Here is a 14,489-nt window from a genome sequence, read left to right on the forward strand (position 1 = left end):
GGTCCGCGTTTGAATGCCCGCAATGAGCCCGGAATCCGGGAACATTACGGTGTCGTTGGCAGTTGTACATAGTGACTCTGCAGACGGCGGTCGCATTTGAAATTGATCGCGGACTTGACAGGGTCATAGTGGTGTTGCCCGCATGGTGATTCCACAGACCGCCGCTAGAAAGGTTTTCTGTGACCCCGTCTTCCGTCGAGAAGGAACCCGCCGCCCAGGCCGAACTGTCCGCTGAGGAAAACAATGCGGCCACTTCGGCAAAGCGCGCGGCGACACGTGTTGCCACCAAGGCCTCAGAGGGCACCTCTGACAAGCCGGCACCAAAGAAGCGTGGACCCAAGCCCGGCGCCAAGGCCGCGGCCGAAGCCGCGAACAAGTCTTCGGACTCCGAGACCGACACCGAAGAAGTGGCTGTCGAGGACGAAGATTTCGATCCTGCAGCAGCTGAGGAAGTTGAAGTCGGAGACGACGATGTCGAGGACGGCGCCGTAACCGGTAAAGACAAGGCAGCGCCCTCCGGATCCGGATTCGTCTACTCGGACGCCGATGACGACGACGCCCCTGTCCAGCAGGTCATGTCGGCCGGTGCCACGGCTGACCCCGTGAAGGACTACCTGAAGCAAATCGGTAAGGTCGCCCTGCTGAACGCTGAGCAGGAAGTCGATCTGGCGCTTCGCATCGAAGCCGGCCTGTTTGCTGAAGAAAAGATCAACGCCGACGACGGTTCGATGGACCCGAAGCTCAAGCGTGAACTTGAATTCGTTATCCACGACGGCAAGCGGGCCAAGAACCACCTGCTCGAAGCCAACCTTCGCCTCGTGGTTTCCTTGGCCAAGCGCTACACCGGCCGTGGCATGCTCTTCCTGGACCTCATCCAGGAAGGCAACCTGGGTCTCATCCGCGCTGTGGAGAAGTTCGACTACACCAAGGGCTTCAAATTCTCCACATATGCAACGTGGTGGATCCGTCAGGCCATTACCCGCGCCATGGCTGACCAGGCCCGCACCATCCGCATCCCCGTGCACATGGTGGAAGTCATCAACAAGCTCGCCCGCGTCCAGCGGCAGATGCTTCAGGACCTCGGCCGTGAACCCACGCCTGAAGAATTGGCGCTGGAACTGGACATGACGCCTGAGAAGGTCGTCGAAGTCCAGAAGTACGGCCGTGAACCGATTTCGCTGCACACGCCGCTGGGTGAGGATGGCGACTCCGAGTTCGGTGACCTCATCGAGGATTCTGAAGCTGTTGTTCCGGCTGACGCCGTGAGCTTTACGCTCCTCCAGGAGCAACTGCACTCGGTTCTGGACACGCTCTCCGAGCGTGAGGCCGGAGTCGTAGCAATGCGCTTTGGTTTGACCGATGGCCAGCCTAAGACTTTAGACGAAATCGGCAAGGTCTACGGCGTTACGCGTGAGCGCATCCGCCAGATCGAATCCAAGACCATGTCCAAGCTGCGGCACCCGTCCCGCTCGCAGGTCCTGCGGGACTACTTGGACTAAAGAAGGACGACTTCTGCTAAAGAGGTCCGCAGTCAAACAGTAACGGCCCGGTCGGAGTATCCGATCGGGCCGTTAGCGTTTGGGCATCCTGTATTCAACGGAACAGGGCCCCTCCCGGATGGGAGGAGCCCTGTTCTTGCTCGAAGTGATGTGGCAGGAGCGTCTCCAGCCTTACCGCCAGTCCTGTCTAGTCGACAGGAACGGGTGCCTTCTCGTTGAGGCGCTCGGTCTCGTCGTGCCAGTCGGAGGTCAGGGGCCGAAGCGTGGCCTCAACTGCGCGTGCGTGGTGGCCGCAAAACAGCAGCTCACCGCCGGAGGACTCGAGTACAACGCGGACATATGCTTGAGCCCCGCAACGATCGCATCGGTCAGCTGCGTTCAGTGTGCGGTCTGCAACTGCTGTTGTCATGTCGGCCTCCTTAGTAGTTCTGTACATCCATATAACCAGTATTCGGAGCAGAACCATGGCAAGGATGGATCACTTTCGCTGTCCGCGTATCACATGTGCGTAACGTAACGAAGTAGAATGCCGGCTTCCGGGAGTGGCAACCGGTGCCGATGGGGGACCGCGACTAGCCTAAGATGGGCAGTGTTTGCCTTGAGATATACCCCGAAGGAGCACACCGCGAGTGGCACCGAGTTCTGAATACAACGCCCGGCATCTATCTGTCCTTGAGGGCCTGGAAGCCGTTCGCAAGCGCCCGGGCATGTACATCGGTTCCACCGACTCCCGTGGCCTTATGCACTGCCTGTGGGAGATCATCGATAACGCTGTTGATGAGGCCCTGGCCGGCTTCGGGCATGACATCAAGGTCATCCTCCACGCGGATAATTCGGTCGAAATCCATGACGACGGTAGAGGCATCCCGGTAGACGTCGAACCGAAGACGGGACTTTCCGGCGTCGAGGTTGTCTTTACGAAACTGCATGCAGGCGGCAAGTTCGGCGGCGGTTCATACACGGCATCGGGTGGCCTCCATGGCGTAGGCGCCTCGGTGGTCAACGCTTTGTCGAGCCGGCTGGATGTCCAGGTYGATCGTGGCAGCAAGACGTACCAGATGTCCTTCCGCCGCGGTGAGCCCGGACGTTTCATTGATGCCGGCGCCAAACCCAGCCCCAACGCGACCTTCGAGCCTTTCGTTGAAGATTCTGTGTTGGATGTGGTTGGCAAGGCTAAACGCGGAGTCACCGGTACAAGGGTGCGTTACTGGGCCGACCGGCAGATCTTCACTCCCGACGCCAAGTTCTCTTATGACGACCTCGCCTCGCGTGCACGCCAGACGTCGTTCCTGGTCCCCGGATTGAAGATTACTGTCCGCGACGAGCGCAAGCTTGCGGGCACTCCTGGTGAGAACGGTGTGCACGAGGAAGTCTTCCACCACGACGGCGGCATTTCGGAATTTGTGGAGTTCCTGGCGGCAGACTCCGGAGTGACTGACGTGTGGCGTCTCCACGGTTCGGGGAAGTTCAAGGAAACGGTCCCGGTCCTTGATGAAAACGGGCACAGCAAGATCGCTGAAGTCGAACGCGACTGCGAAGTCGACATTGCCCTGCGCTGGGGGATCGGTTACGAGACCACGATGCGTAGCTTCGTCAATATCATTGCGACCCCCAAGGGCGGTACGCACCAGGCGGGCTTCGAGGCAGCGTTGCTGAAGACGTTCCGAAAAGCCGTGGAAACGAACGCCAGGAAGCTGAAGGCGGGCAACGACAAGATCGAGAAGGACGACGTCCTGGCCGGCCTCACCGCTGTGCTGACCGTCCGCTTGGCCGAGCCACAGTTCGAAGGCCAGACCAAGGAAATCCTCGGCACGTCCGCTGTTCGCGCCATCGTCGCCAAGGTGGTCGAGCAGGAAATTTCGAGCAGGTTGTCCTCTGCCAACCGCAATGACAAAGCACAGTCGGCACTGTTGCTGGAGAAGATCGTTGCGGAGATGAAGTCGCGAATTTCGGCCAGGGTGCACAAGGAGACCCAGCGCCGAAAGAACGCACTGGAAACCTCTTCGATGCCCACCAAGCTTGCCGACTGCCGCACTGATGACGTGGCACGATCCGAGCTCTTCATCGTTGAGGGTGATTCTGCGCTCGGAACTGCCAAGCTTGCCCGGTCTTCGGATTTCCAGGCCCTGCTTCCTATTCGAGGCAAGATCCTTAACGTCCAGAAGGCTTCGGTAGGGGACATGCTCTCCAACGCTGAATGTGCTGCACTCATCCAGGTTGTCGGCGCCGGCTCAGGCCGGAGTTTCGACCTCGATGCAGCACGTTATGGCAAGGTCATCCTGATGACAGACGCCGACGTCGACGGCGCGCACATCCGCACGCTGTTGTTGACGCTCTTCTTCCGCTACATGCGGCCCATGGTCGAGGCGGGCCGGGTGTTCGCCGCAGTTCCGCCCCTGCATCGCGTGGAGGTCATCAATCCGGGCCAGAAGGCCAACGAGATGATCTATACGTACTCTGAGGCGGAATTGCATGTTCTCCTGGCCAACCTGGCCAAGGAGGGCAAGCGTTACAAGGAGCCCATCCAGCGTTACAAGGGCTTGGGCGAAATGGACGCACAGCAGCTCGCCGAGACCACCATGGACCCGCGTCACCGGACCCTTCGGAAGGTGGGGATTGACAGCGCCCAGCGTGCTGAAGAGGTTTTCGATCTCCTCATGGGCTCGGACGTCGCGCCCCGTAAGGAATTCATCATTGCCGGGGCAGCGACGCTGGACCGGGAACGCATCGACGCCTAGGTTCAGACCCGCGGTTTCCGGCCTGTTCTTGTGACGGAGCCGGAACCTGCGGAAGCTGGTGCCGCACAGGCCGCTGCCCCTACGGCCAGAGCAAGGGCACCCAAGCCCCAAGAGAGACCCGCTGCTACTGCAATCCCGCCCACCAACAAGGGCCCGCCGGCATCGCCAAGCTCGCGGCCAAGTTCGGCCGAACCCATCGTGCGGCCCAGGCGTTCAGCGGGAGTCGCATCTGCCAAGTGCGCGAAGGCCAATGGGGTAGCGGTACCGATTCCCAGTCCGATCAAAACGGCGGCACAGTAAATCGGTACGGCGCGGTACATGGAAAGGGCACCGTTCATAGCCAGTGCTTCGGGAAGAAGGCCCGCGATGAGTACGCCGACGGTTATGGCCAGCAAACCACCCACCATGCCCGGCCGGTCTGCGAGGACTCCCCGATCCCGCAATCGTCCGATCCTTGGCTGGACCAGCGATGACGCCAAGGCCAAGACCGTTACGACGGCGACACTGCCGGCGGTGCCGAGGCCCTCCCTTGCGGCCAGCGCCGGGAGAAAGCCTACCGCTGCGCCCAGGGCGCCAGTCGAGGCCGCCAGCACCACGGTAGGCCCAAGGAATGATCGCTCGGTACTTTGCTTCCAGACATCAATGATGGTGTATCTGGGTCGGGGCAGGGGAGCCAGGCGGGGCACGGAAATGGCCGCCCAGACGGCTACTGCGAAGCCCAATAGGGAGAGGATGAGGAAGAGCAGGCTGAAACCGCCAGCGATGATCGCGACAGCGCCCAACAGGGGACCGACCGCGTAGCCAAGGCCCTTCCATGAGCCGTAACGGCCAAAGTAGCGACCCGTGTATTTGCCCGCCAGCCTCGCCACACTGGCAGAGGATGCTGGTGAAAATGCCGAAGCAGCCATACCTTGGCCCAGACGGGCTACGGCCAGCATGAGGGGTTCATCGGCCCACAGCCCGATGAGGGACGCCGCGGAGAAGGCCAGAAGCCCTCCGATGATGACGGGTTTGGGCCCCATGCGGTCGCTGAGGGCCCCGAAGACCGGCTTGAGGAAGACCTCCGCGATGTCGTACAGGGCCAACAGCACACCCAGGCCAAGCAGGCTCAAACCGATGTCCGCGCTTTCGGCGCCAAGTCCGGCGGCTACGGCATGGGCGCCAAAAGCGGTGGTGAAGCCGGCTGCATAGAGGGGCCATCGGTGGCTGGGGGAGATGTCGGCACTCAAGCGCGACTTGTCGTCGTTCACGCCCCTCAATGTAACAACACCGCCATGTAACAACACCGCCATGTAACAACACCGCCAGCGCTGACCTTCTACCTAGCCAAGCAATCCCGGGACGATAAGGAGCCCCGTGGGCACAGCCAGCAGCAAGGCTGAGGTGGCCAGCACCAGGGCGCGAAGACCTTTGGCGAGTGGAGGCTGTGGCGAGAGGAGGCGGCTCACGCGTGACGCCGTCGTACGCGGTGAATCTGCCCCGCCGGTGGCGCTGATGCTGCCACCCTCGACGACGGCGCCCCCGCCGCTGAGCGCCCGCGGGCTGAGTGCCTGGCCGGCAAGAGCCTTGCCATTCGGTGCACCGCCGCTCACGGACTGTTCTCCCAGCCCTGGCGTGGAGGCCCCGCTGGAGACTATGGCAATGGCCTTGATCAGCGTGACCTTGCTTTCGGTCCTGAGTGCGACGTCGTCAGCCAGCATTTCGATCAGGGAGTTCACGGCCGTCTGGGCAAGCCGTGTGGTGGGGAACCAGGGGAGTGCCTGCCGCCAGGCTGCGAACGCCCAGAGCAGGAGGTCGTGACGTTGGGACAAGTGCGCGTTTTCATGGATGAGCACTGCGCGCAATTCCGCCGGTTCGAGGGCGGCCATGAGTCCGTCGGACAAGACTGTCACCGAACGTGCGCCGCCGGGCAAGCAGTAAGCGACAGGGGAGTCGTGGTTGATCACTACGGTGCCCGGGCCGTCGTCCGAGGGTGATGCCAGAAGCGTGAGCAATTCGCGGTGTCGCCTGCGTTGCCGTTCAATTTTGTAGTAGGTCAAGAGCAGGGTGAACACCAGGTGGGCCGTTAGGAGTGCGGCCGCAGACAGGGCGAAGAGGTGCCAGAAGCCCAGCGCTGTGGTTGGCTCGTTATTGAAAACCATGCCGGCCAGGCTCCTGAGCCCAGCGATGAGGTTCTCACCGATTGGTTCCAGCCCGTAGACCAGCATTGCTCCGATCATGGACAGGCCACCTGCGAGGGCAATTGCCTGCCAAAGCACCATTGCGGTGAAAGGGGAGCGGGCAGGCCATTGTGCGCGCGAAAGCAAAACGGGTACCGGCCACGCCAGTATCAATGCCAGGACCGCCAGGAAGTATGAGGTCCAGAACATACTGGCTAATTGTAGCCGAGCAGTTTGCGCAGGGTAGCGGCTTCACTTTCGGAGACGGAGCCAATGAAGCGGGCAAGAACTGCTTCGCGGTCAGGAGCCGAGCCAAGAACTTCGTGCATGAGTTCCGCGGTGTGGTCGGCGCGGCTCGACACGGCTTGGTATCGGTGTGGCCTGGTCCCGCGTTCGCGTTCCACCAGGCCCTTCTTCTCCAGCCTGGAGAGCACTGTCAGGACCGTAGTCACTGCCAAGTCCTTGCCCTGGTGTCCCGCTGTGCCGTCGCCGGCTTCAGAGTCCTGCGCGAGAAGATCACGCAGGGTGTTGGCTGTTGCAGCCTCCTGGCCTGCCCAGAGCAGGTCCATCACTGCCCGTTCCAGTTCCCCAAGACTCGCCATCAATACTTCCCTACCTTCCGCGTCCCGGTGGCAAAAGCCGCCACCCGGGAGCGATGATCCAACGTTCCATCACAAATCTACCGCTTTTCAGCCTCTCATTCTACGTGAGGTAGAACTATCGGCGCGTCGCGGACGGCGCTTGACCCTTGCGTGTGCGTAACGCCACTTGAAGAATGGCATGTGGTTCCCTCACTTGTTCTACACTGTGTAGAAGTAAAGTTTTCTACACAACGTAGAAGTAATTACACCGCACTTGGGCCGCCCGACAAAGGACAGCCATGGACGCCTTGGAAATCGCACGCTGGCAATTCGGGATCACCACCGTCTACCACTTCATGATGGTGCCCYTGACCATCGGCCTTGGCCTGGTGGTGGCCATCATTCAGACCCTGTGGTACCGCACGGGAAAGCCCGAGTATCTCCGCATGACCAAGTTCTGGGGCAAGCTCTTCCTCATCAACTTCATCATGGGTGTGGCAACCGGCATCGTCCAGGAATTCCAATTCGGAATGGCCTGGAGCGAATACAGCCGGTTCGTTGGCGATGTCTTTGGCGCACCGCTGGCCCTCGAGGCCCTTCTCGCCTTCTTCGTCGAGTCCACCTTCCTTGGACTCTGGATCTTCGGTTGGAAGCAACTTAAGCGCGGTGTCCACCTTTCCTGCCTGTGGATTGCCGTGATCGGTTCCGTCTTCTCCGCCTACTTCATCATCGTGGCCAATTCATGGATGCAGCATCCGGTGGGCGTTGAAATGGTGGATGGCCGGCCTGTCATGACGGACGCCTGGGCAGTGTTTACCAATAACACTGCACTGGTTGCCGTACCGCACACTCTCTTCGGTGCCCTTGGTGTTGCCGGCGCCTTCCTGCTCGGCATTGCCTGGTACCACTTGTGGCGCCGTCGCCATGACGGCATTGACGTGGTTGGTGCGGACGGCCGGCTGCTTGTCGGAGAAGCCGATATCCCGGGCCGCGACAAGGGTGACTACACAGTATGGATGCGTTCCCTCCGGATCGGCGCCGTGGTGGCGATGATTTCCTTTGCCGGCACCGCCCTCACGGGCGACCTGCAAGGCAAGCTCATGTTCGAGCAGCAGCCCATGAAAATGGCTGCCGCGGAGGCAGCATGCCACGATGGCACCGGCTTTTCCGTTCTGAGTGTCGGCAACCTGGGTGCCAAGAACTGTGACGACATCGTGGCTGTCATCGAAGTGCCAGGGATCCTTTCCTTCCTCGCCAAGGGCGACTTCACCACAGAAGTGAAGGGCGTGAACAGCCTGCTTGGGGAGTACAAGGAGAAGTACGGCACGCACTTGCCGGACAATCCGCTGTATGGCGACCGGGCCGGCCAGGAAATCCAGTACGTGCCCGTCATGGAAGTCACCTACTGGGGCTTCCGCATGATGATCGGCTTCGGGGGCGTCGCCGCACTGGCAGCGCTGGTGGCCCTATGGGTTACCCGCAAGGGCGTTGTCCCTGGGTCAAAATGGCTCATGCGCCTTGCCGTCTTCGGAATCCTGGCACCGTTCGGGGCCAACGCCGCTGGCTGGATCTTCACGGAAATGGGCCGGCAACCCTTTGTCGTAGCCCCAAATCCCGACATGAACGGTATTGACCAGGTCTTGATGTTCACCGCCGCTGCCGTTTCACCCGGCGTCAGTGCCGGTGAGCTCATGACCTCCCTGGTTGTCCTGACCGCCATCTACGCCGTCCTGCTGGTGGTGGAAGTCAAGCTCCTGGTCAAGTACGTCCGTGGCGGCGTCGCCTCAGCCATGCCTGAACTTGCTCACGCCAAGGGCAAGGACCGCGCCAGCGATGAGGAGCGTGACAGGGACAAGGAAGGCGACGACGACGGCGCACCCGGCCCCGACAAAGCCGACGACGTCCTGGCGTTCGCCTACTAGAAACAGAGGAATAGACAATGGAACTGTTGCCAACCATCTGGTTCGTGGCCATCGCAGTACTATGGACCGGCTATCTCTTCCTTGAGGGCTTTGATCTCGGGGTAGGCATGCTCATGAAGCTGTTTGCGCGGAACAACACGGACAGGCGCGTGCTGCTCAATACCATCGGCCCCGTCTGGGACGGCAACGAGGTTTGGCTTCTCACTGCAGCCGGAGCCACCTTCGCAGCTTTCCCCCTCTGGTACGCCTCCTTGTTTTCGGCGCTCTATCTTCCGCTCCTGTGCGTCTTGGTGGCGTTGATCTTCCGGGCGGTGGCCTTCGAATACCGGGGCAAGGTGGACACTGAACGCTGGCGCACCACCTGGGACTTGGCAATCGCCGTTGGATCCTTTGTGGCCGCCTTCGGTATCGGCGCAGCCCTGGCGCTTACCACCACGGGCTTGCCGCTCGACGCCAACGGGGACCGCACCGGTGGACCGTTTGCCTGGTTCAGCGGTTACGCCCTCCTGGGCGGCTTCGGCGTGGTCGCCTTCGCCTTGGTTCACGCCCTGGCGTTCCTGGCGTTGAAGACCGACGGCGAGGTGCGGCTGCGTGCCCGCCGCTGGTTTGTGCGGCTGGTGCCGTTTGCTGTCTTGCCGATGCTCGCCTGGATGGTTGCGGTGCAGTTCCTGAGCGGCAAGGCCTGGACCTGGGCCATCATGGTGGCTGGAGTCGTGTCCGTGGTTTTGGCCTGGCAGTGGGCCCGCAATGGGTCCGAGGGCCGGGCGTTCGGGGCAATCGGAGCTTTCGTCGTCTGTGCCACGGCGTCGATCTTCGGGGCCGCGTTCCCAGTGGTCATCCCCTCAACCGTAGATCCCGCGTTCAGCCTGACTATTTCCAATGCTTCTTCCTCCGACTACACGCTGGGCCTGATGAGCATTGTGGCTGCGGTGGGGCTTCCCCTGGTTATTGCCTACCAGGCCTGGACTTACTGGGTATTCCGGCGCCGTGTCAGCGCAGCGCACATTCCCGAAGCCCACGGTTTCCTTCCGGCCATCGCCGCCAAGGTGTTGGTTGGCAAGGAAAACACCAGCCCTTCCAGCCCGGAAGCCTAGCCTCGTCATGAAGCCTGTGTTCCCCTCCGGCCCGGCCACCCGATCCGCCCTCTACGTCATAGGCCTGCTCTCAGCCCTCAAGGCACTTTCGCTGGTACTGATGGCACAGGCGGTGGCCGGTGCACTGGCCGGTTTGGCCGGAAGCCCGTCCGATTGGACCAACGGGCTGGTGTGGGGGGCCGTCGGAGCGGTGCTACGGTCCCTTACCGTGTGGGGCCAGGGCGTTGCGTCGCGCCGTGCCGCGCTGGGGGTCAAAGAGGAGCTGCGCTCGCAGCTTCTCAAGCGCTCACTGGCCGAGGGCGGAACAGCTGCGGTTGAGGGCACTAACGACGGCGGGCTCGCGATCCTCGCCACGCGCGGGCTGGACGCACTGGATGACTACTACACCCAATACCTGCCGGCCCTGGTGAACTGCGCGACCGTTCCGCTGCTCATCGGCGCCCGGATACTGTTTGCCGACTGGGTGAGCGCCGTGGTCATCGTCTTGACCGTTCCCCTTGTGCCGCTGTTCATGATCCTGATTGGCCGCCACACGGAAGACGCCGTCAGGGACGCCCAAACCACGCTTCGCAGGTTGTCCGGGCACATCCTTGAACTCGCCAAGGGCCTGCCTGTGCTGGTGGGTTTGGGGCGGGCCAGCGAGCAACGCGCGGCACTCGAAGACATTTCCGAGCAATACCGCAGCCGGACCATGGTCACGCTCCGGACGGCGTTCCTCTCGGCTCTTGCCCTGGAACTCATAGCAACCATCTCAGTCGCTGTCGTAGCGGTCTTCATCGGCGTGCGGCTGGTTGCCGGAGACATGCCCCTGGAAGCCGGGCTTTTGGCACTGATCCTTGCTCCTGACTGCTACTTGCCCCTGCGTGAGCTCGGTACCGCCCACCATGCCAGCGATGACGGCCGGGCGGCCTTGGAAACTGCCAATACCGTGTTGAAGGCACCCACGCACCAGCGTCTTACTGATAACCAGCGTCTTACCGATAACCAGCCACTTACCGACAACCCGACATCTCGCACCGGGCTCGCCGACATCGTGGTCATAGGCCTCACGGTGACCTATACCGGACGGCCCGCACCCGCCGTCGAGCGCTTGGATTTTACCGCTCCGGCAGGCCTGGTTACGGCGTTGGACGGAAACAGCGGCGCCGGAAAAAGCACTGTGCTGGGTGTCCTGGCCGGCCTGATCGGCCCGGGTCCGGGCGCATCCGTGACCGGCACCGTGACTGGTGTGGCACCGGGTACCGTCGCCTGGGTACCGCAACACCCCGTGATGGTGGCCGACACCGTGCAGGAGGAGATCGAGCTGTACCTTGGCGGGCAGCACTCAGTAGATACCGCGCAGGCTGTCGCGAGCATCCTGCGAAGGGTCTCTGCTGATCACCTTGCGGCCAAGCATCCAGCCGAACTCAGCCCGGGGGAGTTGCGACGCGTTGCGCTTGCCCGGGGCCTGGCGCGGCTGGAGTCCGGCGCTACCATGCTGCTTCTGGACGAACCCACCGCACATTTGGACCACTACTCAGCCAGCGTGGTCCGCTCTGCCATCACGTCCCTTCGCGGCTCTGCCACCGTCATCCTGATCGCACACGATTCCGCCACCCGTGCGCTCGCCGACCATGTAGTCCGGGTAGAGCACTTGACGGCAGCGAACCGGCATACCGACCTGCCGGAACGAAGGGCTGCATCTACCGCGGCCCTCGTATCAACCGATCTGCAGCAGTCCACCCGGACAGCTGCCGGTACTAGTCAAACTCGGCACGCAGAGGACGGAAACCTTCACACAGCCCTCAACCAGGGATGGCTCCCCAACGTGAAACGGCTCGCGCTGGTCCTCCGGCCGGTTCAGGCCAAGTTCGCGGCAGCAGGCGTGGTGGGGGTCCTGGCCGCGCTTTTCGCAGTCGCCCTGTCCGGCCTGTCAGGGTGGCTCATCATCCGGGCCAGCGAGCAACCACCCATTCTCTACCTCCTGGGCGCGATCGTCGGCGTGCGTTTCTTCGGCATCGGCAGGGCCGTCCTTCGCTACTGTGAGCGGCTCCTGACCCACGACGCCGTCTTTGCTGCGATGACACGCCTGCGCGGGGCGCTCTGGGCCACCCTGAGCCGCCGTGCACTCTCACTTCGCAGGCTTTTGCAAGGCGGTAACGTCCTGGGCTCGATCGTGGACGACGTTGACACACTCAGGGACCTTCTACCGAGGGTCGCCCTGCCTCCGTTGACTGCCGTGGGTGTTGGCGGTGCGGCCATCGCGGCAACGGCCATGGTGTTGCCCGTTGCCGTGCCCGCCGTTGCCTCTGCCACCGTAATGGGACTCATTGTTGCGCCGCTTGTTGCCGTACTTGCTGACCGGAACGCCGCCAAGGCAGAACAACAGCTGCGCTCGGTGGTGCTCCGCGATGTTGCGGCCGCCCTCGATGCCCGCGCCGAACTAACCGCCAACGGTGTGGCCGGAAGCATCCTGACCGCACTCAGCGACAAAGATCGTGCGGCTACCGTTTCGGCGCAGCGTTCTGCCTGGGCCGAAGGTCTCGGCCAAGCTGTCACCGTCCTCGCCTGCTCGCTCGCCGCCCTGTGGGCGGCACTCCTGGGCGCCGAATCGGTGCACGATGGTTCCGCCGCGCCTGCCCTTGTGGCCGTGATTGTGCTCATGCAACTGGCCCTCGTGGAACCTTTTGCGGCAACGGTTTCCGCCGTCCGCCAAGGCCCTGCGATCGCAGCCGTCTTGGGCGGCGTGGCAGTCACCGGGGCGTTGTCCGCCCCCGTCGATGCGGACAACGCAAAACACGACGCCGGTACCCACCCTTTGCCTGACCGCGATGGCAAGGCGGGGCTGGAGTTGAACGGAATTGCCGCTGCCTGGCCAGGTGGCCCCACAGTGTTCTCAGGAGTAACCGCTGAGGCAGGGCCGGGCCGATGGCTGGCAGTCACCGGCCCGTCGGGAGCCGGCAAATCGACGCTGCTTTCGGTCCTCCTTGGCTTCCTACCTGTGAAGGAAGGCAGGGCACTGCTCACGGGGACAGCGGCGTGGTGCCCGCAGGAAGCCCACCTCTTCGACTCCACCATCCGGGGCAATCTCCTTTTGGCGAGGCCCGCGGGGAGCAAGCCCAACGAACAAGAAATGGCCAAGGCCTTGCAGGATGTGGGGCTGGACGTTTTGGTAGGGACATTGCCGGAGGGGCTTGACACACGCATTGGATCAGCCGGGGCCTTCCTCAGCGGTGGCGAGCGGCAGCGTCTTGCCATGGCCAGGACACTTCTGACGGGCGCGAGCGTGCTGTTGCTGGATGAGCCTACGGCGCACCTTGATGCTGAAGCCGCCCGCGAAATGATGGCCACCCTTCGCCGGGGTTTGCGGAACGTCACAGTGGTGTTGGTGACGCACAACCCTGATGACATCGATCCGGCGGATGCCAGGCTTGAGCTGCCCGGCGTGGTTCAGCTGGTGAGAGTGCCTACTCCCCAGTAGCCTGTTGGCATGCCTTCTGAGGTTCCACCCCTGTTTCAGCCCGATGCCGGCCAAACGGGCCTGCAGTGGCGGCCTGCCACAACTGCGGACCTGGACAACTGGGCGGAATTGATCGCCCGGACTGCCGCCGTCGAGCATCCCGTCTGGTTCGAAAAGCGTGCCGACCTTGTCCACGTCCTGGAGTCCACCAAGAATGATCCCAGGACCAACACGCTGCTGGGATTGGACCGGGATGGGGTTGCCCGCGCGTACGGACGCATCACCAAGAACCCCGAGGGGGACAAGGCCACAGGCATGGGATGCGTGGACCCGGACTGGCAACGCAGGGGCATCGGTTCAGCAGTCCTCGCGTGGCAGGAAGCACAGACCCGGAGAAGGTTCCACACGGACAAGGCTGCCGGGCACAACAGTGCCCCACCCCGCCTCCGCATCCGAACTGAAGAACAACACCAGCACCAGGCAGCGTTGTTCCGGTCCCGGGGCTATGACGTTGTGCGCTGGTTCAATGAAATGCATCGGCCGTTGTCCGGGCCTGCTGCCAAGGCTGCTCCAGCAGCACGGCTCGAATCGGGATTGGAACTTCGCACGTTTGACGCGTCCCTGCACGAAGCCGTTCGTCTGGCCCATAACGATGCTTTCAGGGACCACTGGGGAAGCGAGCCACGCGACGAAGAAACCTGGCGATTCACCATCGAGGAACCCACGGCGCGGCACGATTGGAGCGCTGTGGTAATTGATGCTTCCACAGGCGAGGTAGCTGGGTACCAACTGGCCAGCTACGATCCCGCTTCAGCGGTTGCCCGGGGTTTCAAGGAGGGCTATACCGAACTGCTTGGTGTCCGGCGTGCGTTCCGTGGCCGGGGAATAGCGCAAGCACTGCTGACCGACGCCTTGCGGCGATTCACGGCCGCCGGGATGGACATTGCATCGCTGGACGTCGATTCTGCCAATCCCACCGGGGCCCTGGCACTCTACCTTGGCATGGGATACAGCCCGGTGAACCGGAGCATGACGTGGGAGAAGACGCTATAAATCC

At 62.5% G+C, this 14,489-nt stretch carries 10 protein-coding genes; 6 read left to right on the forward strand and 4 right to left on the reverse strand.

Annotated elements, in window-relative coordinates:
- Nucleotides 1-179 precede the first annotated feature (179 nt).
- Nucleotides 180-1,499: an RNA polymerase sigma factor gene (locus AB4Y87_RS22555; RefSeq protein ID WP_442006486.1), complete on the forward strand. Its 1,320-nt coding sequence runs from the start codon at nt 180-182 to the stop codon at nt 1,497-1,499.
- Between the two features lie 187 nt (nt 1,500-1,686).
- On the opposite strand, the gene AB4Y87_RS22560 is transcribed toward AB4Y87_RS22555, so the two are convergent.
- Nucleotides 1,687-1,908 carry a DUF7455 domain-containing protein gene (locus tag AB4Y87_RS22560; protein WP_021473125.1) on the reverse strand — a complete coding sequence of 74 codons (222 nt, stop codon included), beginning with the start codon at nt 1,906-1,908 and terminating at the stop codon, nt 1,687-1,689.
- A 220-nt stretch (nt 1,909-2,128) separates the two neighbouring features.
- On the opposite strand from AB4Y87_RS22560, the gene AB4Y87_RS22565 reads away from it, so the two are divergent.
- Nucleotides 2,129-4,237, forward strand: a complete 2,109-nt coding sequence (locus tag AB4Y87_RS22565; RefSeq protein WP_442006487.1) for a DNA gyrase/topoisomerase IV subunit B — start codon at nt 2,129-2,131, stop codon at nt 4,235-4,237.
- Nucleotides 4,238-4,239: 2 nt separating this feature from the next.
- On the opposite strand, the gene AB4Y87_RS22570 is transcribed toward AB4Y87_RS22565, so the two are convergent.
- The 3 genes from AB4Y87_RS22570 to AB4Y87_RS22580 form a co-directional block, all read right to left on the reverse strand.
- Nucleotides 4,240-5,487 (reverse strand): MFS transporter, encoded by a 1,248-nt coding sequence (locus tag AB4Y87_RS22570; protein ID WP_442006488.1) that lies wholly within the window; start codon nt 5,485-5,487, stop codon nt 4,240-4,242.
- A 72-nt stretch (nt 5,488-5,559) separates the two neighbouring features.
- Nucleotides 5,560-6,606, reverse strand: a complete 1,047-nt coding sequence (locus tag AB4Y87_RS22575; RefSeq protein ID WP_442006489.1) for a M56 family metallopeptidase — start codon at nt 6,604-6,606, stop codon at nt 5,560-5,562.
- A 5-nt stretch (nt 6,607-6,611) separates the two neighbouring features.
- A complete protein-coding gene (locus AB4Y87_RS22580; protein ID WP_189016115.1) occupies nt 6,612-6,998 on the reverse strand; it encodes a BlaI/MecI/CopY family transcriptional regulator in 387 nt (128 codons plus the stop codon).
- Between the two features lie 278 nt (nt 6,999-7,276).
- Between AB4Y87_RS22580 and AB4Y87_RS22585 the strand changes: the two genes are divergently transcribed.
- Genes AB4Y87_RS22585 through AB4Y87_RS22600 form a run of 4 tightly spaced genes read left to right on the forward strand, consistent with a single transcriptional unit; the run spans nt 7,277 to nt 14,485 of the window.
- Nucleotides 7,277-8,899, forward strand: a complete 1,623-nt coding sequence (locus tag AB4Y87_RS22585) for a cytochrome ubiquinol oxidase subunit I (protein ID WP_442006490.1) — start codon at nt 7,277-7,279, stop codon at nt 8,897-8,899.
- Nucleotides 8,900-8,916: 17 nt separating this feature from the next.
- On the forward strand, nt 8,917-9,993 hold the full coding sequence (gene cydB / locus AB4Y87_RS22590) for a cytochrome d ubiquinol oxidase subunit II (RefSeq protein ID WP_442006491.1): 1,077 nt from the start codon (nt 8,917-8,919) through the stop codon (nt 9,991-9,993).
- 7 nt (nt 9,994-10,000) lie between these two features.
- Nucleotides 10,001-13,453 carry a thiol reductant ABC exporter subunit CydD gene (gene cydD, locus AB4Y87_RS22595; protein WP_442006492.1) on the forward strand — a complete coding sequence of 1,151 codons (3,453 nt, stop codon included), beginning with the start codon at nt 10,001-10,003 and terminating at the stop codon, nt 13,451-13,453.
- A 9-nt stretch (nt 13,454-13,462) separates the two neighbouring features.
- The gene (locus AB4Y87_RS22600; protein WP_442006493.1) at nt 13,463-14,485 is read left to right on the forward strand and encodes a GNAT family N-acetyltransferase; all 1,023 of its coding nucleotides are present in this window, start codon (nt 13,463-13,465) and stop codon (nt 14,483-14,485) included.
- Nucleotides 14,486-14,489 lie beyond the last annotated feature (4 nt).

Origin of the sequence: Paenarthrobacter sp. RAF54_2 (assembly GCF_052113945.1) — a bacterium.
Classification (GTDB): Bacteria; Actinomycetota; Actinomycetes; order Actinomycetales; family Micrococcaceae; genus Arthrobacter.

Coding starts and splice junctions, on each gene's coding strand:
- cydB (WP_442006491.1), top strand. CDS start 8,917: ATGGAACTGTTGCCAACCATCTGGTTCGTGGCCATCGCAGTACTATGG.
- cydD (WP_442006492.1), top strand. CDS start 10,001: ATGAAGCCTGTGTTCCCCTCCGGCCCGGCCACCCGATCCGCCCTCTAC.
- AB4Y87_RS22580 (WP_189016115.1), bottom strand. CDS start 6,998: ATGGCGAGTCTTGGGGAACTGGAACGGGCAGTGATGGACCTGCTCTGG.
- AB4Y87_RS22560 (WP_021473125.1), bottom strand. CDS start 1,908: ATGACAACAGCAGTTGCAGACCGCACACTGAACGCAGCTGACCGATGC.
- AB4Y87_RS22600 (WP_442006493.1), top strand. CDS start 13,463: ATGCCTTCTGAGGTTCCACCCCTGTTTCAGCCCGATGCCGGCCAAACG.
- AB4Y87_RS22575 (WP_442006489.1), bottom strand. CDS start 6,606: ATGTTCTGGACCTCATACTTCCTGGCGGTCCTGGCATTGATACTGGCG.